Source organism: Flavobacterium sp. CS20, assembly GCF_018080005.1.
Classification (GTDB): Bacteria; Bacteroidota; Bacteroidia; order Flavobacteriales; family Flavobacteriaceae; genus Psychroflexus.
Genome location: NZ_CP073015.1, coordinates 1,573,253 through 1,596,626, shown reverse-complemented (window position 1 = coordinate 1,596,626; position 23,374 = coordinate 1,573,253). Strand labels below are relative to the sequence as shown.

24 protein-coding genes and 3 pseudogenes are annotated in these 23,374 nt (G+C 35.3%); 3 read left to right on the top strand and 24 right to left on the bottom strand.

What is annotated here, in order from left to right; genetic code table 11:
* Positions 1 to 3: 3 nt before the first annotated feature.
* The 24 genes and pseudogenes from radC to IGB25_RS07435 all read right to left on the bottom strand — a co-directional run bounded on the left by radC (position 4) and on the right by IGB25_RS07435 (position 16,963).
* Positions 4 to 702: a DNA repair protein RadC gene (radC, locus tag IGB25_RS07530; protein ID WP_211064483.1), complete on the bottom strand. Its 699-nt coding sequence runs from the start codon at positions 700 to 702 to the stop codon at positions 4 to 6.
* 120 nt (positions 703 to 822) lie between these two features.
* A complete protein-coding gene (locus IGB25_RS07525; RefSeq protein WP_211064482.1) occupies positions 823 to 1,632 on the bottom strand; it encodes a purine-nucleoside phosphorylase in 810 nt (269 codons plus the stop codon).
* On the bottom strand, positions 1,629 to 2,228 hold the full coding sequence (locus tag IGB25_RS07520; RefSeq protein WP_247653446.1) for a TIGR04282 family arsenosugar biosynthesis glycosyltransferase: 600 nt from the start codon (positions 2,226 to 2,228) through the stop codon (positions 1,629 to 1,631). The genes IGB25_RS07525 and IGB25_RS07520 overlap by 4 nt, the downstream gene beginning before the upstream one ends.
* A 197-nt stretch (positions 2,229 to 2,425) precedes the next feature.
* The gene (locus IGB25_RS07515; protein WP_211064480.1) at positions 2,426 to 2,923 is read right to left on the bottom strand and encodes a rhodanese-like domain-containing protein; all 498 of its coding nucleotides are present in this window, start codon (positions 2,921 to 2,923) and stop codon (positions 2,426 to 2,428) included.
* On the bottom strand, positions 2,907 to 3,869 hold the full coding sequence (locus IGB25_RS07510) for a radical SAM protein (RefSeq protein WP_211064479.1): 963 nt from the start codon (positions 3,867 to 3,869) through the stop codon (positions 2,907 to 2,909). The genes IGB25_RS07515 and IGB25_RS07510 overlap by 17 nt, the downstream gene beginning before the upstream one ends.
* Positions 3,859 to 4,598: pseudogene (locus IGB25_RS07505) on the bottom strand (ABC transporter ATP-binding protein). The gene IGB25_RS07510 and the pseudogene IGB25_RS07505 overlap by 11 nt, the downstream one beginning before the upstream one ends.
* Entirely contained in the window at positions 4,595 to 5,356 is a 762-nt protein-coding gene (locus IGB25_RS07500) for an ABC transporter permease (protein WP_211064478.1), read from the bottom strand. Before IGB25_RS07500 ends, IGB25_RS07505 begins: the two are co-directional and overlap by 4 nt.
* Positions 5,357 to 6,217: an ABC transporter permease subunit gene (locus tag IGB25_RS07495; protein ID WP_211064477.1), complete on the bottom strand. Its 861-nt coding sequence runs from the start codon at positions 6,215 to 6,217 to the stop codon at positions 5,357 to 5,359.
* A gap of 128 nt (positions 6,218 to 6,345) precedes the next feature.
* The gene (locus IGB25_RS14885; RefSeq protein WP_247653729.1) at positions 6,346 to 7,275 is read right to left on the bottom strand and encodes an IS66 family transposase; all 930 of its coding nucleotides are present in this window, start codon (positions 7,273 to 7,275) and stop codon (positions 6,346 to 6,348) included.
* Positions 7,276 to 7,459: 184 nt separating this feature from the next.
* Positions 7,460 to 7,828: a transposase gene (locus tag IGB25_RS14880; RefSeq protein WP_247653445.1), complete on the bottom strand. Its 369-nt coding sequence runs from the start codon at positions 7,826 to 7,828 to the stop codon at positions 7,460 to 7,462.
* 41 nt (positions 7,829 to 7,869) lie between these two features.
* Entirely contained in the window at positions 7,870 to 8,220 is a 351-nt protein-coding gene (tnpB, locus tag IGB25_RS07485; RefSeq protein WP_211064476.1) for an IS66 family insertion sequence element accessory protein TnpB, read from the bottom strand.
* A 59-nt stretch (positions 8,221 to 8,279) separates the two neighbouring features.
* Positions 8,280 to 8,666 carry an HpaII family restriction endonuclease gene (locus IGB25_RS07480; RefSeq protein ID WP_256437270.1) on the bottom strand — a complete coding sequence of 129 codons (387 nt, stop codon included), beginning with the start codon at positions 8,664 to 8,666 and terminating at the stop codon, positions 8,280 to 8,282.
* A 16-nt stretch (positions 8,667 to 8,682) separates the two neighbouring features.
* The gene (locus IGB25_RS15545; protein ID WP_371815875.1) at positions 8,683 to 8,823 is read right to left on the bottom strand and encodes a hypothetical protein; all 141 of its coding nucleotides are present in this window, start codon (positions 8,821 to 8,823) and stop codon (positions 8,683 to 8,685) included.
* Between the two features lie 29 nt (positions 8,824 to 8,852).
* A complete protein-coding gene (locus IGB25_RS07475; RefSeq protein WP_371815874.1) occupies positions 8,853 to 9,662 on the bottom strand; it encodes an LLM class flavin-dependent oxidoreductase in 810 nt (269 codons plus the stop codon).
* A 107-nt stretch (positions 9,663 to 9,769) separates the two neighbouring features.
* The gene (locus tag IGB25_RS14875; protein ID WP_247653443.1) at positions 9,770 to 10,021 is read right to left on the bottom strand and encodes a hypothetical protein; all 252 of its coding nucleotides are present in this window, start codon (positions 10,019 to 10,021) and stop codon (positions 9,770 to 9,772) included.
* A gap of 3 nt (positions 10,022 to 10,024) precedes the next feature.
* Positions 10,025 to 10,978: an ABC transporter substrate-binding protein gene (locus tag IGB25_RS07470; RefSeq protein WP_247653442.1), complete on the bottom strand. Its 954-nt coding sequence runs from the start codon at positions 10,976 to 10,978 to the stop codon at positions 10,025 to 10,027.
* Positions 10,979 to 11,219: 241 nt separating this feature from the next.
* Entirely contained in the window at positions 11,220 to 11,975 is a 756-nt protein-coding gene (locus tag IGB25_RS14870; RefSeq protein ID WP_247653441.1) for a hypothetical protein, read from the bottom strand.
* 23 nt (positions 11,976 to 11,998) lie between these two features.
* Positions 11,999 to 14,212 (bottom strand): TonB-dependent siderophore receptor, encoded by a 2,214-nt coding sequence (locus tag IGB25_RS07465; RefSeq protein WP_247653440.1) that lies wholly within the window; start codon positions 14,210 to 14,212, stop codon positions 11,999 to 12,001.
* A gap of 36 nt (positions 14,213 to 14,248) precedes the next feature.
* Positions 14,249 to 14,938: a DUF2064 domain-containing protein gene (locus tag IGB25_RS07460; protein ID WP_211064475.1), complete on the bottom strand. Its 690-nt coding sequence runs from the start codon at positions 14,936 to 14,938 to the stop codon at positions 14,249 to 14,251.
* 26 nt (positions 14,939 to 14,964) lie between these two features.
* Entirely contained in the window at positions 14,965 to 15,321 is a 357-nt protein-coding gene (locus IGB25_RS15160; RefSeq protein ID WP_247653707.1) for a transposase, read from the bottom strand.
* Positions 15,322 to 15,385: 64 nt separating this feature from the next.
* Positions 15,386 to 15,613 (bottom strand): annotated as a pseudogene (locus tag IGB25_RS15540) (transposase); the annotation flags it as partial.
* A gap of 14 nt (positions 15,614 to 15,627) precedes the next feature.
* Positions 15,628 to 16,080: an IS66 family transposase zinc-finger binding domain-containing protein gene (locus IGB25_RS15155; RefSeq protein ID WP_211064474.1), complete on the bottom strand. Its 453-nt coding sequence runs from the start codon at positions 16,078 to 16,080 to the stop codon at positions 15,628 to 15,630.
* Complete coding sequence (locus tag IGB25_RS07440) at positions 16,073 to 16,327, bottom strand: hypothetical protein (protein ID WP_211064473.1); 255 nt, start codon at positions 16,325 to 16,327, stop codon at positions 16,073 to 16,075. Before IGB25_RS07440 ends, IGB25_RS15155 begins: the two co-directional genes overlap by 8 nt.
* A gap of 276 nt (positions 16,328 to 16,603) precedes the next feature.
* Entirely contained in the window at positions 16,604 to 16,963 is a 360-nt protein-coding gene (locus IGB25_RS07435) for an SPOR domain-containing protein (protein WP_211064472.1), read from the bottom strand.
* Positions 16,964 to 17,154: 191 nt separating this feature from the next.
* Here IGB25_RS07435 and IGB25_RS07430 point away from each other — a divergent pair, with 191 nt between their 5' ends.
* From IGB25_RS07430 to nrfD, 3 genes and pseudogenes are all read left to right on the top strand, one after another.
* The gene (locus tag IGB25_RS07430; protein ID WP_211064471.1) at positions 17,155 to 18,501 is read left to right on the top strand and encodes a c-type cytochrome; all 1,347 of its coding nucleotides are present in this window, start codon (positions 17,155 to 17,157) and stop codon (positions 18,499 to 18,501) included.
* 26 nt (positions 18,502 to 18,527) lie between these two features.
* Positions 18,528 to 21,605 (top strand): TAT-variant-translocated molybdopterin oxidoreductase, encoded by a 3,078-nt coding sequence (locus tag IGB25_RS07425; RefSeq protein ID WP_211066876.1) that lies wholly within the window; start codon positions 18,528 to 18,530, stop codon positions 21,603 to 21,605.
* 23 nt (positions 21,606 to 21,628) lie between these two features.
* A pseudogene (nrfD, locus tag IGB25_RS07420) lies at positions 21,629 to 23,373 on the top strand (NrfD/PsrC family molybdoenzyme membrane anchor subunit).
* Position 23,374 lies beyond the last annotated feature (1 nt).

The window sequence follows — 23,374 nt, the reverse complement described above, 5'->3', positions numbered from 1 at the left end:
AAGTTAGAGCAACTGTTGATCAGCAAAGCTATAATAAGATTTGTCTGTCACAATGATATGATCCAAAAGTTTGAAATCCATCAACATTGTCGCTTTTTTAATTTTTTCAGTTAATTTGATATCCAACCGACTTGGTTTTAAAGTGCCTGACGGATGGTTATGAGCTAGAATTAAAGCTACGGCTCCACAAGACAGTGCTTTTTTAAAGATTAATCTTATATCGACTGTAGTGCTAGTAATACCACCTTTACTTATTTGCTGTTTGTTAATGACTTTATTAGAATTGTCTAACAACAAGACCCAAAACTCTTCGTGCTCTAAGTCGGCAATAATTGATTTCATAACCTTATAGCCATCATAACTTGATGAAATTTTCGGGAAGATAGGCAAATCTGCATTACCATGCCGTTTACCAAGTTCTAAAGTCGCAACAATACTTATGGCTTTAGCTTCGCCAATACCTTTATAATCTTGTAGCTCTTCTACACTCATTTTGCTCAACAACCTCAATTGATGGTCTTTATCTTTTAAGAGACGTTTACACAGTTCTACCGCACTTTCAGACCTATTGCCAGACCCAATAATAATCGCCAGCAGTTCGGCATCGCTCAAAGCAGACTTCCCTTTATGAAGCAGTTTTTCTCGGGGTCTGTCGCTTTCTGACCATGACTTTATTGTAAAACGCTTTGATTGGCTAACCATGTTCTAAAAATACAAAATTTATTTTTTCTAATTGTTTGGTTAATTTTTTTTAAATTTTGATTTGATAAAATCTTATAAATATAATTGAGTTGTTATTGTTAGTTCTATACGGAATTATTTTTATATAAACTTCAACAACTCACAAAACAGTTTCACCATTTTAGGTTCGGCGATTTTTGCGGTTTCTAAAATATCTTCAACATTTACGGGTTCTAAGTTGTCGGGGTCGCATTCGTCTGTTAATACTGAAACGGCAACAACAGGCAGTTGTAAATGATTAGCGACAATCACTTCTGGCACGGTGCTCATTCCAACCGCATCGGCACCAATGGTTTTTAGATAACGATATTCAGCTCGCGTTTCAAGTTGTGCTTCTAAAACTGAAGCGTAAACGCCTTGATGTAAATTGATGTTTTGATCTTGTGCAATTTTAATCAAATTTTGACTCATACTTTTATCATACGGACGACTCATATCTACAAAAATATTACCAAGTTTAGAAACGCCTTTGTAGGCTAATGGCGAGCCACCAAGTAAATTGATATGGTCGTCAATCAGCATTAAGTCGCCTTTTTGGAAGTTGGGATTGATGGCACCAGCGGCATTAGACACAAGTAACTTTTGAACACCAAGGTGCTTCATTATTCTAACAGGGAAAGTCACATCAAGCAAATCATAACCTTCATACAAGTGAAATCGTCCTTGCATTATCACGGCGGTTTTACCCTCAATTTTACCATATATGAGCTTGCCTTTATGAAATTCAACTGTTGCCGTTGGGAAATGCGGTATATGGTTATAACTCACTTCGTGAATAATCTTAACTTGGTCCAATAGTTGACCTAATCCCGTGCCAAGTATAATGCCAATTTCAGGATTTTTAAAGCCTTTTTCTTTGAGGTATTTTGTGGTTTCTTTTAGGTATTTCATTTTAATAATGTTTTTAATTCTGGGAAGTTATCTAAATCTTCTTTATAATCTATATCATTTTTTGCTTCTAACAAAGCTACTTGTTTTGATTTTAAATTCTTTAGGGTAAGGTTTAAAACTTCATCAGTTCCCCAAGGTTTGTTTTTAAAAATTTCAGAAAAAATTGATTTAGTTCCCAAAAGATAGTATCCGCCGTCAGTAGCTGGACCAATCACAATATCATTCTGGCTGAGTTCAGCAAATGCGTTGTCTATCAGATTGTGGTCGATATCATACAAATCTGAACCTATGATGATTACTTTTTCAAATCCATCTTGAAAGGCTTGCTCAATGGCGTGTTGCATTTTCTCGCCCAAATCGCCATCTATTTGAACTTTTTTTTCAAAAATATTATCATCCCAAACGTCATTTTTAGCAATAGCTTCGGTGTAATAAACTTGTTTATGTGCTTTGACTTTTGCCGTTACTTTTGCCGTGTGTTGCAATAAAAACTTATAGATCTTTAAAGCTTTATCATCGCCAACACCTTGTGCTAATCGGGTTTTGACTTTTCCTTTTTCGGGTTTTCTCGTAAAGATGATTAAGCAGTTTTTCATTTTTTTTGACGTTTTAAATTTAACCATTAAGAAGTTAAGTTGCATTAAGGATTATTTGTTCTTAATGTTCTTAATGCCTTAATGGTTTAATGGTTTAAAATAAAGATGATTAAGTAGTTTTTCATTAAACAATATCTATATTTAAAAATATCACGCAAAGTCGCTAAGGCGCAAAGACGATATGATTGAGCTTGATTTTATTCTAAAACTTTATTACCGCGTTCCAAAAATTTACTCCAAAATTCATCAAAAGGATGCACGTTTTGAGTTTGCTGGTTGTTTTTATAAATCGGATAACCGCGATTTACCCATTCGAAAATTCCACCGTGTAAATTCCGAATGTTATTGAAATCCATTGCTTTCAAACGTTCGCCGATTTGCTCTGAACGCACGCCAATTGAGCAATAGACGATTATTTTTGTGTTTTTGTCAAGGTGTTTTACGTTCTTTTTTTCAAAATTATCATAACCTACCCAAATGGCATTTTTTAAATGACTCACTTCGTATTCGGCTTTGGTTCTCGTGTCTAATAAGATTATATTTTCTCCAGCGTCGAGTTTTGTTTTTAAGGTTTCAACTTCAATATAGCTTACACTACCCGAATTGTATTTTTGAATAGCGTCATCAATGCTGTTTTGAGCAAACCCACTTAGACCAATTATAAATAAACTTAGATATTTAAGAGGATAACACATCGGTATCAATATTTGGTTTTACACCATTTTTATCAAAAATTTCGTCTTTATGGCATTTCATAAAATGGTCGCAATACAAACAGATATTGCCTAATTCGTCGTTTTTGGCTTTGGCTTCGTCTTCGCTTACGCCAAGTGATTTTCCCATTTTTAAAGGTTCGCCATCATTTAAAGCTTTAAATACAATATTTTGTGATGCACGCTTAAGCACGTCTGAAACCTTTTCTTTTCGGGCGTCGCCCATAGGGAAATGTGTGCCAGGACAACACGGATTGATCTGCCACAATTGGATGCTGATTTCATTGGGAATATCATCGTAACCGCCCAGAAAATTTCTTGCACCTGATAAAATCGTGCAGAAATTATGATCGGGATTTTTATAATGGATATCATTTTTTAAAGCTTTTCCACGTGCCCAATTGCCACCAATCCACATCTCTTCGTTGGCACCCCAATAGCCCCAACTCAAATCTTTTTCAGTTAAATAATTTTCGCTGTCAACTAATGGATCTTTGTCTTCGCCATTCACGCCACAACTTTCAAAAATCTCTGCCAACTCCATCAAGCGATTGCCAGCATGTTTATGATAGCGGTCTATACTGGCAATGTCAAAGCGTGTAACACCTTTGTCAATAAGCACTTGAAGTTTTTTGGTGTTCAGCAAATCGCCGTTGGTCTGCAACATAATTTGGGTTTTACCCTGGTATTTGTCCTGTATTTTGTTTAGAATGGCGTGTAACAATTTGATATCTGCCATTGGCTCACCACCGCTTAAAATTAACCGATTAATCTTGCTCGGCATATGGTCTATGATTTTAAAGCAATCGTCTTGAGATATACGTGCACCAAACGGACTCGAGTCGTTGTAGCAATGGTCACAATCGTCGTTGCAGAGTTGAGTAAACACCCAATACAGGGATTCAATATGGTCAAAATCAGTCTTCATTCGTTTCGTTTTTCAAGTGTTTCCAAAATAAAATTTCGTCGTTTACGCCGCTTTTTTCATCTTGATAAAAAGCTTTTTTGGAGTCGTATTGTATCAAGTTTCCTTGCTCAATTTTAGCAATTTCGTCACCAATGATAATGGCTTCTTTTAAATCGTGAGTCACAAAAATAGCAGATAGATTTTGAGACGACACCAAGCTTTTGAAAAGTTTTTGCATATGTGTCCGAATTTCAGGGTCTAAAGCACCAAATGGTTCGTCAAGTAAAAGCAATTGCGGTTGAATCACCAAAGCTCTACCAAAAGCTATGCGTTGTTTTTGTCCGCCTGAGAGTTGGTTGGGCATTTTGTACTTTGGTCTTGCATACCGAGTTTTTCAAGCATAGCATTGACTTGTGCTGTAATGTTTTTTGCTTTTTGTAATTTTAATCCAAAAGCAATATTTTCAAAAGCCGATAAGTGCGGAAACAACAAAGCATCTTGATATAAATAAATAATTTTTCGTCGTTGTGGCGAAAGTGCATCAATACGTTTTTGCCGTAGGTAAATTTCCCCTTGATTCAATTTTTCAAGTCCAGCTATAATTTTCAACAAAGTGGTTTTACCACTGCCTGAAGCTCCAATAAGGCTTAAGGTTTGTCCTTCGTTTAACTCAAGATTGATATTTTGCAAAATCTGGTCTTGACCAAAACGTTTATCGAGTTGTTGTATGCGGAGAAAAGATTGACTCATCGGGCTAAAATTAGAACTTTTTTATTCATATACAACAGCACAATAGGAGGTAAGACGAGCAAAACACAAGCCAAAGCGGCATAAAATAGATTGGCTTCATTGATAAAATTAAACACCATCACCGTTAGGGTTTTGACTTTGCCTAAACCTATAAATTGCGTAAGCCCGTATTCAAACCAAGAGACTAAAAAGGATTGAAAAAAACATAACACAATAACGGGTTTAGATAAAGGCAAAATAACTTTCATTAAACTTTGTCGTGAGCTTGCACCAAGGGCTAATGAGAGTTGTTCAATAGATTTTAATTTGTCGTTCCAAAAATTATTGAAAATGACAATCCCAAAAGGCAAAGCAAAAAAGAGTTGAGCAATCAATACCCCGATAAAATTGCCAGACAAATTGGCTACCGTAAAATAATATTGAAATATCACCGCCAACACTACGGGCGATAAAATGTAAGGCACAAGCGTTAATCGCATATAAATTTGTCGATATTTACTGTAGGCGATGTATTTAGATATAAAAAAAGCTAATATGCTGACCAAACTCGCCAATGTCAAAGATAAACCAAGTGACAACAATAAACTTTTCAAAATATCACCTTGTTGAAAGAGACCATTTTCCCAATGTTGAAGTGTCCATTTTTGTGGTAAAATCTCTGGAAATTGCCAGTGCTGTGCTAAAGATAAGCCCAACAAAAATGCCAATGGAAATACCACGGTCAAAACATAAATGTATTTCAAGACTTTGTTCATCATTTAAAAATTGGGTTTTAAATATTTACGCGATGGTTTTCCAAGCAACATTAAAATCAAAACGACCAAGATGACATACAACACGCTCATAGCAAACCCTAAAGGAATATCATTCAAATTAAATTTTTGGATTTTTTGCACAATCGCAACCGAAACCATTTGCGGATATTGCCGACCCAAAATCAGTGGCACTTCATATGAGCCCATCACAAATATGACAAACAATAATAAGGTCATTTTTGATTTTTGAAATAAAATCGGAAGCGTTACTCGTTTCAGGGTTTTAGCCGTTGATGCCCCGAATGTTTTAGATAAATTTTCTAAATGTAAAAGGTTTTCATTTCTATAAATATTAGACATCAAAATGGTAAAAAACGGCGTAATCAACAGCACGCTACATACAATAATTCCGATGCCATAAAAATCTCTGACCAGATTTGGAAAAGCATTTAGACTATTGATAAATCCCAATTCAAAAGCCATTCGAGAAAACCAACCCGATGGCGAAAGCCATTGTAAAACCACAAACGCCATCACCGTTGCTGGAAAACACAAAGGCAAAAAGATAAAATAGCTTAACCGACCCTTTTGAATACTTTTATTCCAACTTAAGGCCATACTCACCGCAAAACACAAACTGATAAAAACACTGACAAAACCAATGCTTAAACTGTATAAAAAACTCGCCCATAAACTTTGCGATGTCAAAGCCTTTTGCCAATATTCAAATGTGAAACCTTTGGACAATAAACCTATTAAACCCAAACTATAACTTAACGCATAGCCCAACCCTGCAAGCACAAATAGTACAATCAGTAGCCAAAACAATAGCTTAATAAAAATAGGATAAACCTTCAACTTCACGGATTAATAATTTTTGTTCTAAAATCTTTAGCCAATCGAATCATATATTTGGGGTTGAGCTCAACTCTAATTAGTTTTTACTTTTACCTATTTTATAAACCTAATGTATCCCCACGAGCAACTACATGTTATTTATGATTTTGTATCCAATTATTAGGGAGTAATTCTTCAAGTTTTTGAATATTATAATCTGGTATTTTTTCAAGTACGTCTTTCAACCATTCTTGTGGGTTTACATTATTGATTTTACAACTGGCAAATAAAGAGTACATTATAGCAATGTTCTGAGCTCCCTTATGTGATCCAGCAAAAAGATAATTTTTTCTTCCTAGTGCAAGCGGACGTATGGCGTTTTCAATTAGATTATTGTCTAACTCTAATCTCGGATCTAATGTAATGGCTTTTATTTTTGGATATTGATTGAGGTAATAACTCATAGCTTTACCTACTGCACTTTTAGGTAATACCTTTATGCTTTGTGCTTCTATCCAAGTTTTTATTTGCTCAAGTTTTGGAGCTATTTTTTCTTCTCGTAACTTTTGCTTGAGTGCTAAGTCTTCTTTTGCTATTTTTTTTATTTCTCTTTCTTCGAGATATATTTTTTGAATTTGTTCAAGAATTTTATTTACTATAGTTGAGTCATTGTCTTTTGCATCAAAGAATTTTCTTCGAGCATGTGCCAAACATCCTACTAATGTAATACCTTGTTGTTGCCCAATTTTATCATATACTTGGTAGCCATCGCATTGCAAATAGCCTTGGTAATTGAGTAATATCTCTTTATAACCGTGTTGCCCACGTCCTTTGTGATAATTGAATAATACAAGACCTTGCAAGGGGTTGCGATATACCCATTGGTAACCTTGGTGGGTGCTTCCTTTTTTGTCTTTGTCTAATACTTTAATCGGGGATTCATCTGCTTGTATGTAATCGGATTCTAATATTTTTTGTTTTAAGGTATTGTATAGCGGATCTAATAGTTGACAACAGCTATCAACCCAATCGCACATTGTGCTTTGAGCTACTTCCCAACCAAATTCTCTTTTGAAACGTCGAATTTGTCTGTATAAAGGTAAATGGTCAACAAATTTAGCCGTTAATATATAGGCTAACAGGAAGCTTCAACTATTGATTTTGGGATAGGACGAGTAGGTAACTCACCTATGATTATTTTGTCCTTACTTTTATTGGCGCATTTTGGTCGTATCGTGCGTCTTTTTATTAAGCTTGCTGGGGTATATTCTAAGGTTTCTGAAACTTCTTCTCCAATTTCACCAAATCTTCTGTATCTTCTTTTGGCTCAATGATAACTTCTTTTACTGGTAGATGTTCAGGTAGTTTATTACGCCCATGGTGTTTTTTCTTCTTACGATTGTAAGTTATAGTCTGCGATGGTTCTTCTTCTGACGCTTCTATCTCTTGGTTGGTATCTGAAAACAGATTGAATTGCTCATTAGATACTTCATTAGAAACAAAGCGTTCAGACTTGAAGCCGTTAATGAGTTTTACAAGCTGATCTAATTGAGCTTGTAGTGATGCATTTTTTGCTTTTAGATTTTTTATAAAAATGCTGTTTTCTTCGTTTTTTTTGAGTAATTCTTGATACGTCATCACGATATAAAAATACGTAAAATATCAGTAATGACAAAGCTTTATACAGCTTTTTGTTGTTCTTTTTGTGTTAAATTTCCTATGGTTATGCCATCAAAAAGTAAGACTAATTGAGCATAATCTAAAATGATACTTCGCACAGATTTTTCATAATCAGGAAGTGTAAAAGTTCCTTTTTCAAGTCGTTTGTAATACAATATAAAGCCACCAGTACGCCAGTGCAAAATCTTTATCTTATTGCGTAGCTTGTTGACAAACAAATAAGCTGTTCCACTAGTTGGGTTTGCTTTAAGTTCTGTTTTTACAATACCTGATAGGCTGTCAAAACTCTTTCGCATGTCGGTTGGTTCTAAGTATAACTCAAATTTGAGTGTGTCATGTAATGTTAACATAGTTGATGTTTTTTAAGACATCAAATCTATGCTCAAATTATTATGTGTCAAATATGTAGTTAGTCGGTGGGATACAACCTAATTAGTAAATTCAGTTTAAAAAATAGCTCTCTGTTTTCTTTATAAATTTTTCCAAATCCGTGTCGAGAAGAACTTGCAGTGTCGAGTTTTGTATTATTTAGCAAGTAATTCTCAAATTCGTTTCTGTTATAAATATGATAACACAAAACATCTCCATTTTCTTTGACAATTAAATATCCACCTGTTGCATCATATTGTCCTGTCCAAACTTGTGATGGCATCATTCCAAGTGCAACATCAGTCAGGAAGCGTTTTATTTTGTATTCGTAAAACTTATGTTCGTTTTTAATGTCGAAGTTTAATGGATTTTTATTTGCAGTTTTGGTTACTAAATCGGTCAAATGCGAAAACTCACTTGAATTCAGCTTTTAAATTTGCTGATTATTTCATAAGAATGTAGTCGTGCAGATGGTCGTAAATAGCACTCGTAATCATGAGTTCGTCAACAAGTGTTTCATTTAAAAATTGTTGCATTTTATTTTTTACTGTTTCAGAATTTCCCACAAATGAATATTTTATCATTTGTTGTAAAGCTTGTTCTTTGAGAGGGTCTATATAAAATTTTGATAATTCAGTTGGAGCTTGTAGTTTTTCGCGCTTACCTGTAATAATACCCAGAAACAGTTTCTTGAAAGAAGTGGCAAGTTCTTCTGCTTCTTCATCTGTATTAGCAGAATAGCGTTTACACATGCCATAGCATAAGGTTTTTTTTGTTGCATGGAAGGACGAAAATTTTGATGGTATATTGCTAATGCCTGATGTAGTTGTGCGGGAGCAAAGTGGCTGGCAAAGGCATAAGGCAAACCCAGTGAAGCGACTAAATAAGCACTATCGGTACTTGAGCCAAGAATCCAAATTGGAATATCTAATCCTTCGCCAGGAATAGCTCTTACTTGTCCTGTTTTGTTGCTTGCTGATAAATAGAGTTGAAGTTCTTTAATGTTTTCAGAAAATTTCATAGCCGCTTTTTGATCACGACGCAATGCGTAAGCTGTTAGTTGGTCGGTTCCAGGTGCACGACCTAAACCCAAATCAATACGTTGAGGATAAAGTGTTTCGAGTGTGCCAAATTGTTCGGCTACTATTAATGGTGCATGATTTGGTAACATAATGCCACCTGAACCAACGCGTAAAGTTGATGTTTTAGAGGCTATATATCCGATAAGTATAACAGTTGCCGAACTCGCTATGCCTTCCATATTATGATGCTCGGCTAGCCAATATCTGTTATAGCCCCATTTTTCAACATGCTGTGCAAGATCCGAACTATTGTTAAATGTATGTGTAATAGATTTATTTTCAATTACCATTGCCAAATCGAGTACCGAAAAGGGAATTGTAGAAATATTTTTTGAAGCCATTGTGATTTGTTTTTTAATAATCCTTAAATCATCAACCTAATGTTTAAAAGAATATGGTAAAGTTAGTAAAATTAATACTTCATCAAGTATAAAATAAACCTTCAATTTCACGGATTAATAATTTTTGTTCTAAAATCTTCAGCCAATCGAATCATATATTTGGGGTTAAGCTCCATTAATGCTTTTTGATTAAGCTCACTTCTCGGTGGTGCATATTGACGTCTAACAATATTTTCAAAATGTTGTTTCTCATTTTCAGGTAATTTTTTAAGATCTAAAACACTGCCATCGCCCCAAACTTCAGGCTTAGATTTGTGAGCTTGGGCTTCTGCTGAAATCATAAAATTGGCGACCAACATTGCTCACGCTTTGTGCTTAGACAGTTTTGGAATCCCCAAATAATGGCTGTTTTGAATACTGCCAAAATCAGGCACATAAGCACGTGCGGTTTTAGGAAAAAGTCCTTCGCTAATTTTGTTATCCACTTCGCTGTCGTTGTTACTCATACTGAACCAAATTTCACCCGAGGCAAACAATTGATGCATTTGAGCTACATTTTCTGGAAATACTTCACCTTTTTGCCAAAGATAAGGTTTTAGTTTGTTGATGTATTCCCATAGTTGTTGGCTATATTTTTGATAAGTAGCTTCATCAAATTCACTATAAAGTTCTTTGGGATTTTCTGCAAAACTGATCAGCAAACTTTTTAAAAAAGTCAAACCTGTAAAATGATTGTCAAAGGTAAATTGACCTGGATGGGTTTTGACAAAATTCAGCAGTTCAGTTTTGTTTCGTGGTGGATTCTTAACCTTAGCTTGATCATAAATCAAGGTCATTTGCACATTGCCCCAAGGCAATTCGTAGCCGTCAATAGGTTGCTGAAAATCTTTCCTGATAAACGGATTGTCAAAATCTATAAATTCAGCATTAGGCAATACAGACGTCCAACGACCATAAAGGGCATCAATCTGACGTAGTTGATAAAACGTCTCGCCATTGATCCAAACCAAATCAATCTCGCTTTCACTTTTATTAGCTTGCAATTCGGTCATCAAACTTTGCACAATCATATTGCCTTGACCACTGACAATGTTGACATCAATCCCGTATTGAGCCTTTACCTTGGGCAAAACATAATCGCTCATATAAGCGTTGATTTTCGGGTCGCCTTTCCACATCATCAAATTGATATTTTGTCTTTGACCTTGCGTTTCAATCAGCGCCCAATCAGATAAATCTACGCTTTCATCTGAAGTTTTATCAGTTTTACAGCCTAAAAAACAGATTAGAATAATTGTTATAATGGATTTATGCATAGTTTTTACTTTAATTATGTTTTTGCGATGTGCTTAATAAAATGACTAATTGAGAATCTCAGCGTTCTTAGCGACTTTGCGGTTATTTATTTTCACCGCTGAGACGCAATGAACGCAAAGTTTTATTTCCTTAGTTAAAAAATAAAGATACCATAATCAATGCCATAAAATTATTTAGATTTATTGTTAATTAAAATATTCTTTCGCGCCTTCGCGACTTTGCGAGAGACTTTTATTAAACTCAAAACAAATACCTCACCCCAAACTGAAACTGTCTTGGCGGTCCAGCATTTCGTCGCACAAAACGCCCAGAAGATGCTGGTCCAGCCTGAATTTGGTTACTCTGCGTGGCATTGTTAAAAAATCCACTCAAGTTTTCTGCATTCAAGACATTAAATATATCAGCTCGAAACTCTAAGCGGTGGTTGTTACTCAATTTAAACCGATGCTGAACACCAACATCAAAAGTGTTATTCCACGGCAAGCGGTCGTTGTTTCTGGATCTGCCAGGTGAGCGGTCGCTGTTGCCCACATAAGCATCGCCAAAGCCTGAACCATCGCCATTCAAGTCGGTTGTGCCAAAAACTTCACCGTCAGGAATTCTGTTGATGGGTTGTCCGCTTTGTAAAAGTGCGACCAAAGTTATGGTCGTGCCTTCAAAAGGATAATAATTAAAAATACCATTAATATTATGTCGCCTGTCATTGATAGACGGTCCCCATTCTGCATCAAAATTATTGGCATCCATAGCTCTAAAGTTGATATCTTCTGTATCATTTTTTAAAGATGATAAAGTGTAATTGACACGATATGAATAGTTGTTTTGACCTCGGGCTTTTTGCAAATTAAAACTCGTCGCCCAATATTCAGATTCGCCTTTGGTTTCAGTAACTACCACGTTTCTCGCCACACCTTCAACTTCTTGTCCGTCAATAATTCCAACGCCATTCACGATAGGTATGGGTCGAGTTGCATCGGCTTCTTCTATGGTTCTCACATCATCAGGAGAAAAATCACTTCCTATTGGAAAGGGTTCGGCAGATTGAGATTTCTTAAACGAAATAAATTTTTGCCCCGATTGTGCATTACATCTACAAAAAACAATTTGTCATTCTCCAACTGAACTTGATAGCCTAAAGTAAATTGATGTGAATAAGGATTGTCATAACCATTTGGATTTAATATTCTTCTTTCATTAGAAAACACATTTTGTTCACTTCCAGCCAAATCTGCGGGCGATGGTCCTTCTAAAAAGTTGATGTTACTAAAATTAGCCGTCAAATTTCCATTGAAAGTTACGCGGTCAATATCAGTATCAGCAGGTAAAATACTTTGATTTACGAGTTCTTGAATTTGCAGTTTATAGTCTTCAGAATTGTTGTTCAATTGTAAAGCATCACTATAAATCGCATAGTTAATTTTATCGTAGGCAATGGCATATCCACCGCGTATCACAGAATTTTCAGTAAGTTTAAAGTTAAAGTTGAGTCGTGGGGCGATGTTGTCGGTGTCGCCATCGGTGCTTCCGCCTTTAGATAAGTTGTCATAATCGTATCTTAAACCTATAGTGGCATTGAGTTTATCATTGATTTTCCATAAATCTTCAACATAAAACGACGTGATGTTTTGAGTCGTGCCAAAAGATGAAGGTCTTAATTCAACACCATAATTCACCACTTCAGCATCCAAAGGAATATCATCGACATTTAACGCGCCACCAATATTTTGACTATTTAGCGTGTTGAGTTGTTGGTCGGTTAATCTTACTATGTAGTTTCCATTAGGATTACCACCGCCAAACAATTCGTGGTCGCCACTGATATAATTAAAACCTGCTTTGATGGTATGGTTTTCTAAATACCACTTAAATTTTTGTTGAATCTGAACCGTGTTTTCAATTTCGTCAAACACAAATCCAGGATGACCAACAATGGCAACAGGTTGGTCGGCAGGGTTTCTCACGGTAACTTGAGGCGAAGCGCCATTATCGGGGTCAGCGTAATTCCAACGAAAACGCCCATAAAGAACATTGGTTTCAAAACTCATATTGCCAATATTGTATGCATTTTTTAAAGCCAAATTAATGCTATTACGCTCTTGTGCACTTGCGACCGATGGAAAGGTTACGCCACCTTCAAGTCCGCCACCTTGTTGTTCTATATCGATGACGCCGATATTGGCTCTCAAAGAACTTCTAAAATTTTCTTTCCAAATGTGGTCGATTTTAGCTGAAAAATAATTGAATGTATTAGTGCCTTCAACCGTTTCTATAACTCCTAAATCTGGAGAATTTAATAGGTTGTCTTTTTGGTCAGTTGTGTGTTCAAAATTGATAAAATAAAAAGTTTTGTCTTTTACAATTGGACCACCAACAGCAAAACCAGATTGGTATCTCGCAAAGCCATCTTTAACCAAGTTGCCAGACAAATCGCGTTGGGCAAAATCGGTTTGACCGTCAATTTCTAGGCCAGGTCGCGTCACAAAAAAAACTTCGCCGTGATGTTCGTTACCACCAGATTTGGTTGTAATATCAATGACACCATTGCTGGTCAATCCATATTCTGCTGAAAAATTACTGGTCAAAACGGTAATGTCTTTCACAAAACCAGCTGGAATAGCAAAACGCTGTCCACCGAGAAAACGCTCATTATTATCCATCCCGTCGATTAAATAGGATGTAAAAAGCGGGTTTGCTCCATTGATACTCACATTTGGTGCTTCAGGAAAAAATCCTGTGGCTTGAGTAACATTGGGAATCCTATACAGAACTCGAGTGATATCTCGGCCTTCAACAGGTATTTCTTCTATTTCTTGGGCTTCTAACTCAAAAGAAACTTCAGCGTCTTGACGATTAATTCGACTCGTCTTTTGTTGAGTAATCAAAACTTCGTCTAAAGATTGTTCAGCAAAATCTTTGGAGATAAGATAAAATGGTAAATTGATATTTTCGTTAGAACGGATATCGATTGGCTCTGATTGTTGTTGGACGTATGTTGTATTGCCTTCAAAAATGATTTTGTAACCGTTCAAAGGCAAAATATTTTTAAACACCACTTGTCCCTTTTCGTTTGTAGTTTTTGTGATATTGATTCCTTGATTTTCGTTTTGTAATCGAATTTCAATATTTGAAATACTTTGGTTGTTTTCAAGGTCAATAACGGTAACGTTGATGTCTTGTTGTGCTAATCCTAACCAAGTCAGTAGAATACAACACAGGCTTAAAAATCTGGTCATTTTTTAGATTTAATAAAGGATTTGAAAATAAAATTTTTAACGCGTGATTGAGACTAATCGTGGCGAACCTTTATTAAATGGTATTTGAGTATTAACACCTAAAGTTGAAAATTGTAGGTTGAAAAATATAAACTCAAATCGTTTGATTAAAATTGAAATCAAATGTTGTATTTGAGCTGAAATTTTATGGATAAAATTTTGAATGTGTTTTAAACTTTCAATATTGTCGATGTCATTAAAAGTTTCTAAGCAAAGCACATTGTTTTGAAGACCAATTAAAGCTGATTTAATTTGATTGAACAACTTAGAAGTTTGCCAAGCCAAATTTTTAAAATCTAAATCATCAAAGGTGTTTTTGTGAATTCCAAGAATGTAAAACCCACCATCAACTGAAGGTCCTAAGATTGTATTGTTTTGATTTAGAGCCTGGTGAGCTTTGAGGATATGTTGAGTTAGAAGCTGAGGTGTATCATTTCCAATTGTGATGACTTGTTGATAACCAGACTCAAAAACATCACTAATAGCATTATAAAAGCGTTCGCCAAAGTTTTTCCCTTTTTGAGTTTTCTCGGTAGTTATAAAATAGGGTAACCGACTTCGTTTTACCTTTTGAATCAAGTTTTGGTTCAGTTGTTCAAACAACTTTTCGCCGTGTTGAATTCCTTTACGCTGAGCATCAACTTCAGGCGAATTGGCAAAAACGAGAATAGCGGTTTTAGAATTCAATTTTTATAGCATTTGAATTGTTGTAACTAATCAGTCCGCAAATTAGCAATAATATTTAGTGTAGATAAAACTGATTGCTGATTTTTTAAACAAGAATCTGTTACAGATCTAAGTATGGCAAAGTTATCACAGCCCTGTTCTGATCTAAATTGTCCAGAGATTTTCTGTTTTACTTTTATATTTCTTATTGCTCTTTCAGAGGCGTTGTTATCTGGAGGTACATCCAGATGATAGAGGAATGTAAAGATATAGTTCCTGTATTTTATAAGTCTTTTTTTAAAAGTTATTAATTCTTTATGTTCTTTTGGCGGATCATGATTTAAGATGATATCCATTCTTTTTTCTATACTTTTCTTTATTGGACAATCCTTGTTAAAGGCTATATCTTTTATATTTTTCTTAAAGTTGATGGCTTTTAAAAATAAGTTTTTGCAAGCTCTACTCCATTTATGATCGTGCTTTTTCAGTTAGATAGTTTAAATCCCGAAGTAAATGTGCCATGCAAATTTGGTGTGATTGAGCGTTGGTATTGAAATGACTCTTCCAACAATCGTGCACTAACACAGCATTTTCAAAACCATTTTCAAAGGTTTGTTCTATACTTTTTTGTCCTCTATTATCAGTTATGGTAATAAAGGTTGCTTTTTCATTTTGCCATGTCCACGCCCAGTTTTTGTCTCCTGATACTTTTACTCTGTTTCATCGCTACCGATAGGTGATTTTGAGTTTGCTATTTCTTGTTTTATCAGATTATATGCAGGTTCAGCTTTAGTGACAAGTTTGTTTAATAAATAGTGTATTCCTCCTTCACTTATAGGAATATTAAAAACCGTATTGAACATTTCTTGCATTCTCTTAAAAGGCAAGTATTGTCTGGTATGAAAATATCCTATTAAACTTTCAATATTATTCCCATAGCTTACGGGTGCATTTGCTTGTGATGGATAGTCGCTTTTTGTTTCACAACCGCAAGGACAAACTTTTTTATAAACCTTGTGTTCTGTGACTTTTATTTTTATTTCAGGGATGTCAAATACCTGTCGACTTCCTGCATATTGATGTGGAAGTGATGAAAGGTCGTTTCCACAACAGTTACAATAATCTGGTATGTGTTCTTCTGTAACATCAGGTATCTCAACCATCTTCAAAGTATTGCCTTTTCTTCTGTTTGCCCACCGGCTTACGCCCTGTCTTTATTCTTAGGCTTTTCCTCTTTGGTCTATTTTCATCCTTTGAGGGTGGTATGGAGCTATTATTACTGTTTTTTGGAGTTTCATATTTGGTAAGTCGTGCTTTAAGTTGACTATTTTCTAATTCTAAAGCAATTAGCTTTTTAGAAAGTTCTTCTACCTTCTGCAAGAGTGATTCTATAAGCTTATCCTTTTCCAACTTTTTTTCTTACAAATGTAGGGTGGTATGTTTGTAACAAACAAATTATTAACCAATTAGTTATCAATCCAAAAAGTTAAAAATGTTGATAAAGGTCTGATTTTTAAAATCAAGCTCTAATGAGTGGCTTATTTGAAATTTTTTTTAAAAAATTGAAATAAGCACAAAGAAAATATATGCTCAGTTTGTATTATCCAAAATTTATAGTCTTATTTTTGACACTGATTAGTTACGAATTGTTTTATCGTTTGAAAATTTAAAACCTTACAAAATGATTTATCGCCCTGGTCTAAAAATTAAAGCATTGGGATAATCTTTTTTGAGCTCAGCAAAAGCTTTATCGGCATACAATTTTGTTCGAAACTCACCAACCCATACTTTATAATTTGGCGTTTCGTATTCTATTGTAGCTTGATATCCATAGCCTTTAGAATCATATTCTCTTTTAGTTTGTTCAGCATTTTCTCTCGTGCCTGAAAAAATCTGAATGGTATAAAATGACTTGAGTTCGTGATCTTTAACCATCTTTTTCTTCAGCCAAAGTAAGCTATCTAAAGTTTGAGTGTTGACAGTTGTATTTTGAGCTTTTATAGCTAAGCTCAAACAAATGAATAAGATACAATACAGATTTTTCATAAGTTATTAGTTCAAACGTTTTACAAAAATAAATTATTTTGATACAAAGATTGATTTTATTATTTAGAAACACTTTAAATTAACTTTTAACAAATATCAGCATTACCAAAATCAACCTATTATCTTATTTTTGTATTCAATTTTTTTATAGACATGCGAATAGTCTGATTTAATATTAATTGAAAACTATTATGAAAAAGGTGATTCTACGCCCTTCTCTTTTTGCTTTATTCTTTATTCTTTTTAGCATTAGTGCTTATTCTCAAGATGCAAAAGTAGATAGCACGGCAACAGCTTCTGCAGAAAATACTGACACCGCAAGTTCAGTTGTTCCTGGAGGAGATCCTGCAAAGGGAGAAAAGCTATTCAAATCTTTATGTGCGACTTGCCACAAACCTTATGAAAGATTTGTTGGACCAGCTTTGAACGGTGTCGTCAATAAATATAATGGTGATTTTGAATGGCTTTATGCTTGGATTAGAAACAATCAACAACTTATTAAGTCTGGTGATTCAAGGGCAGTGGCTATTTATGAAGAATACAACCAGACGGCTATGAACACCTTTCCGCAGTTGAGCAATCAAGATATCGATGATATTTTAGCTTATGTGGAACAGCCAAAACCTGAACCTAAAGTCGCTGTTGCAGACAATGCATCTGCCGGTGGGCAAGCTCAAGGTAATCAAATTTCTACAGATTTAATTTTAGCAATTTTATCCTTTGTTTTATTACTGCTTGTCGTTATTTTATATTTAGTCAATAAAACGCTTAACCGCTTTGCTGAGGTAAACGGCGTTAAAATTAAATCTGAAGATGAGCGACCAAAAAAACCATTGTGGAAAGCTTATGCTGAAAATGGATTTTTAGTTTTGGTTACAGCAGTTATATTTTTGCTTGCCACGGCTTGGTTTGGTTATGGCTATTTGATGCAAGTTGGTGTTGACCAAGGTTACGAACCGATTCAGCCTATTCATTATTCACATAGAATTCACGCTGGTGATAATAAAATAAATTGTAAATACTGTCACTCATCAGCTCGAGTTTCAAAACATTCGGGCATTCCTTCTCTCAATGTTTGTATGAATTGTCACAAACAAATCGCAGAAGTGGCACCTGAAACACAAGCTAAAGGTAAAGAAGAATTTAATGTAGATTATAATGCTGAAATCGCCAAACTTTATGAAGCTGTAGGTTGGGATAAAACCACGCAATCTTTTACGGGTGAATCTAAACCTGTTAAGTGGGTTAGAATTCATAATTTACCTGACTTGGTTTATTTTAACCATTCACAGCACGTTACGGTAGGGCAAATTGCGTGTCAACAATGTCACGGTCCTGTTCAAGAAATGGAGGTGATGTATCAAAACGCACCTTTAACAATGGGATGGTGTATAAATTGTCATCGAACTACCAATGTTAAGGTAAAAGACAATGGATACTATACTAAAATTCACGAAGAATTATCAAAAAAATATAATGTAGAAGAATTTACCGTAGCCGATATGGGTGGAATAGAATGTGGTAAATGTCATTATTAATCAACCATAGAAATACTTACTCTTATATGTCTTCAAATAAAAAATACTGGAAAAACCCTGAAGAGCTCAACGCTGATAGCTCTGTAGTTGAGGCTCTTCAAACCAAAGAATTTACTGAGGATTTACCGAGCAAATCGCAGATCAGAGAAGAAGAATCTCAAGATGAATCTTCTACAAGCCGAAGAGATTTTTTAAAGTATGTCGGTTTTAGCACAGCGGCTGCTACTTTAGCGACTTGTGAAGGTCCTGTGATTAAGTCGATTCCTTATGTGTTTCAGCCAGAACGTATCGTGCCTGGCGTAGCAAACTATTATGCCACGACTATGGCTGATGGGTTTGACTTTTCAAGCGTTTTGGTTAAAACCCGCGAAGGAAGACCTATAAAAATTGAGTGGAATGATAAGTCTAAAGCTAAAGTCGCTGGTGGTGCCAGAGTTCACGCTTCAGTTTTATCTTTATATGATACTAAACGTTTGCAAAATCCAAGCATTGATGGTGCAGATGTGACTTGGAAAACTTTTGATGATGCGGTAAAAAAAGAATTAGACACTGTTGGAGGCAAGCCTATTGTGTTTTTAACTCAAACTTTTGCGAGTCCAAGCACTCAAAAATTGATTGAAGATTTTAAAGCAAAATATCCAACGGCAAAACATATTACTTACGATGCAGTTTCTGAACATTCAATGTTAGAAGCGTTTAAAGCTAAATACGGCGTAAGAGCATTACCTAATTATGATTTTTCTAAAGCTGAAACTATCGTTTCTGTCGGTGCTGATATTTTAGGAGATTGGCAAGGTGGCGGTTTTGACGCTGACTATTCAAAAAGTCGTGTGCCACAAAACGGAAAAATGTCTAAACATATCCAATTTGAAGCCAATTTAACAACAACTGGTGCTAATGCCGATGAACGCGTACCTGCTAAGCCAAGTGTTCAGAAAAATATACTCTTAGAAATATACAGACAGATTTCTGGTGAAGTTTCTGTCTCGCCAAAACTTGATGACAAACATAAAAAAGCAACGACTAAAGCAGTAAAACATCTTAAAAAAGCTGGAAACAAAGCCATTTTTGTAACAGGTATTCAAGATAAAGCCGCTCAAGCAATGGCTTTGGCTATCAACGAAGCACTTGGATCTCAAGTTATTGATACTCAAAATTACCGATTGATAAGACAAGGTAATGATGATGATGTTAAAACGCTAGTCAAGGATATGAATGCTGGAAAAGTTGGTGCATTGATTTCTTGCGGTGTCGATCCAGCTTATGCTTTGCCTGAAGCCGACCAATTTATTTCAGGGCTTAAGAAAGTGAAATGTAGTGTGAGTTTTGCAACCACAAAACACAAAACAGCAATGTTATCAAAATATGTTGCGACTACACCACATTATTTAGAATCATGGGGAGATGTGCAAATGACCAAAAACCATTTTGCCTTAACACAACCTACAATTCAAAAAATATTCAATACCAGACAATTTCAAGAATGCCTTTTGAAATGGACTGATAGCGACGAAAAATATTACGATTATCTTAAAAATAGCTTTAGTGAATACGCCAATGGTGTTAAATGGAATACAGCTTTACACGATGGTGTTTTTGAAGCTAAAAACGAAGTTTCAACTGAAAAATCAGAAAACAATTCAACTACAACTGAATCTTTAAGTCAAATGATAAGTGCTTTTAATTCTAATTCGCCAAAAGGTGATTTTGAATTAACGCTTTATACCAAAGTAGCAATGGGTGATGGCAAAGGTGCTAACAATCCTTGGCTTCAAGAATTCCCAGATCCAATCACAAGAAATACTTGGGATAATTATTTAACGATTTCTAAAACTGACGCAGACAAACTTGGTATAGAAAATAGAGTAACCTCTAAAGGTGCTATTGATGGCGATTTAGTGAATATCACACTTGGTCAAACGACCTTAAATAATGTGCCAGTTATGGTTCAGCCAGGTCAAGCTCCTGGTTCTGTTGGTTTAGCCCTTGGTTATGGACAAGTTGAAGGCTTACAAGATGAAATGAAAGTCGGCGTGAATGCTTATCCTTTATATAAAGACTTTAGCAACATTCAAGGCATCAGCATAGAAAAGACTTCAGGAAATCACGAATTTGCCAGTTTGCAATTGCAAAACACGATGGCAGGTCGAAAAGACATTATTGTAGAAACCAGTCTTGCCGACTATGTTAATAAAGACAAAGAAGAATGGAATCCAACACCAGTTTTTTCTAAAGATCACAAAGAATATCCTTTTGATTCAAATAAGGTTAATCTATGGCAAGAATTTGACCGTTCAATTGGTCATCATTTTAATTTGTCAATAGATTTAAATGCTTGTACGGGATGTGGAGCTTGTGTGATTGCTTGTCATTCTGAAAATAACGTACCAGTAGTTGGTAAAGCAGAAGTGCGAAACAACAGAAATATGCACTGGTTGCGTATTGATCGTTACTATTCTGCTGGCGATACATTTGATGAAGAACAAAAACGCTATAAAGAAGATGGAGCTTTAGACCACCATAGAAGAGTAGAAGACGAGTCATTTGACAATCCTCAGGTAGCGTTTCAGCCTGTAATGTGCCAACATTGTAATCACGCCCCTTGTGAAACGGTTTGTCCTGTTGGAGCTATTGGTCACGGACGTCAAGGTCAAAACCAAATGACTTACAACCGTTGTATTGGAACACGTTATTGTGGAAACAACTGTCCTTATAAAGTAAGACGTTTCAACTGGTTTAGATATAACAAAAATGATGAGTTTGATTATCATATGAATAATGATTTGGGAAGAATGGTGCTTAATCCAGATGTAACTGTGCGCTCAAGAGGTGTGATGGAGAAATGCTCAATGTGTATTCAAATGACTCAAAAATCTATATTAGATGCTAAGCGTGATGGAAGACCCGTTAAAGATGAAGAATTTCAAACCGCTTGTAGCAATGCGTGTGATAGTGGAGCCTTGGTATTTGGAGATGTAAATGATAAATCTAATACAGTTTATGAAAAATTACAAGATGATAGAAAATTCTATCTGTTAGGATATTTAGGAGTAAAACCTAATGTATTCTATCAAACAAAAATCACAAATAGAAAAGAAGTTTAAACTAATTAATTAGAAAATATATTATGTCTCATTACGAAGCACCCATTAGAAAACCGCTTGTAACCGGAGATAAGTCTTATCACGATGTTACGGTTGATATTGCGAGACCTATTGAAGGCAGAGCCAACAAATTATGGTGGATTGTTTTTTCCATTGCTCTGATTGCATTTTTATGGGGATTAGGTTGTATCATTTATACTGTTTCCACTGGAATTGGTGTTTGGGGTCTCAACAATACTATTGAGTGGGCTTGGGATATCACCAACTTTGTTTGGTGGGTTGGTATCGGTCACGCCGCTACCTTGATATCGGCAGTATTACTCTTATTTAGACAACGCTGGCGTATGGCGGTAAACCGTTCTGCTGAGGCGATGACCATTTTTGCTGTTGTTCAAGCAGGTTTGTTTCCGATTATTCATATGGGTCGTCCTTGGTTAGCCTATTGGGTGTTGCCTATTCCTAATCAATTTGGGTCGTTGTGGGTGAATTTTAACTCACCGCTTTTATGGGATGTATTTGCAATTTCAACTTATCTATCGGTATCACTTGTGTTTTGGTACACTGGTTTGTTGCCAGATTTTGCCATGATAAGAGACCGTGCAAAATTACCATTTCAGAAAAAAATATATTCTATATTATCATTTGGCTGGAGTGGACGAATGAAAGATTGGCAACGGTTTGAAGAAGTGTCTTTAGTCCTTGCAGGTTTGGCTACACCACTTGTGTTATCAGTTCACACCATTGTATCATTTGACTTTGCTACCTCGGTTGTTCCAGGTTGGCACAGTACAATTTTCCCACCATATTTTGTTGCCGGTGCAATTTTCTCAGGTTTTGCTATGGTGCAAACCTTGTTGATTATAATGCGTAAAGTTTCAAATTTAGAGAATTATATTACCGTTGACCACATTGAAATGATGAACAAAGTCATCATCGTAACCGGTGGAATTGTTGGTACAGCTTATATTACTGAATTTTTTATTGCTTGGTATTCTGGAAGTGCTTATGAGGATTATACTTATCTTTCATTTGGTGCAGAACTGGACCTTATTGGTGGGCGTTTTGGGCATTGATACTATGTAATCTTATTGTGCCACTTTCACTTTGGTGGAAAAAGATGAGAAGAAATATTATGTGGACATTCTTAGTGTCTATTGTAATCAATATCGGAATGTGGTTTGAGCGGTTTGATATTATTGTACTTTGTTTAAGCAAAGGGCGTACACCATCAACTTGGTCAATGTTTTCGCCTACTTTTGTTGATGTTGGTATCTTTATTGGAACTATAGGCTTTTTCTTTGTGTTATTTTTGTTATATTCTAGAACTTTTCCAGTAATTGCTCAAGCAGAGGTTAAAAGTATTTTAAAACTATCTGGAGATCGATATAAAGCAATGCGTGAAGCTCAAGGTGATGATGTTCAACTTTATGAATTGCCTAAGCAACAACCGCTTCCCGATTTTGAAAAACTAATAGCAGAACAGGAAAATAAAAGAGAAAAGGTTAATAAAGAAAATGCTAATTTAGTTGAGACTTTAATTTTAAATATAGGAAAAGCATCTAAGGATATGGCAGATGACCTGAAACGCTTATCTGGTGTTGGTCCTGCTTTAGAAGAAAAACTCAATCAAATTGGGGTTTATACTTATAAGCAAGTTACAAAGATGACTGAAAAAGAATTTAGAATATTAGACGAACTTATCCAAAAGTTTCCGAAATCAAAAACTAAATATTGGATAGGTGAGGCTAACTTACTTAACAAGAATTAAT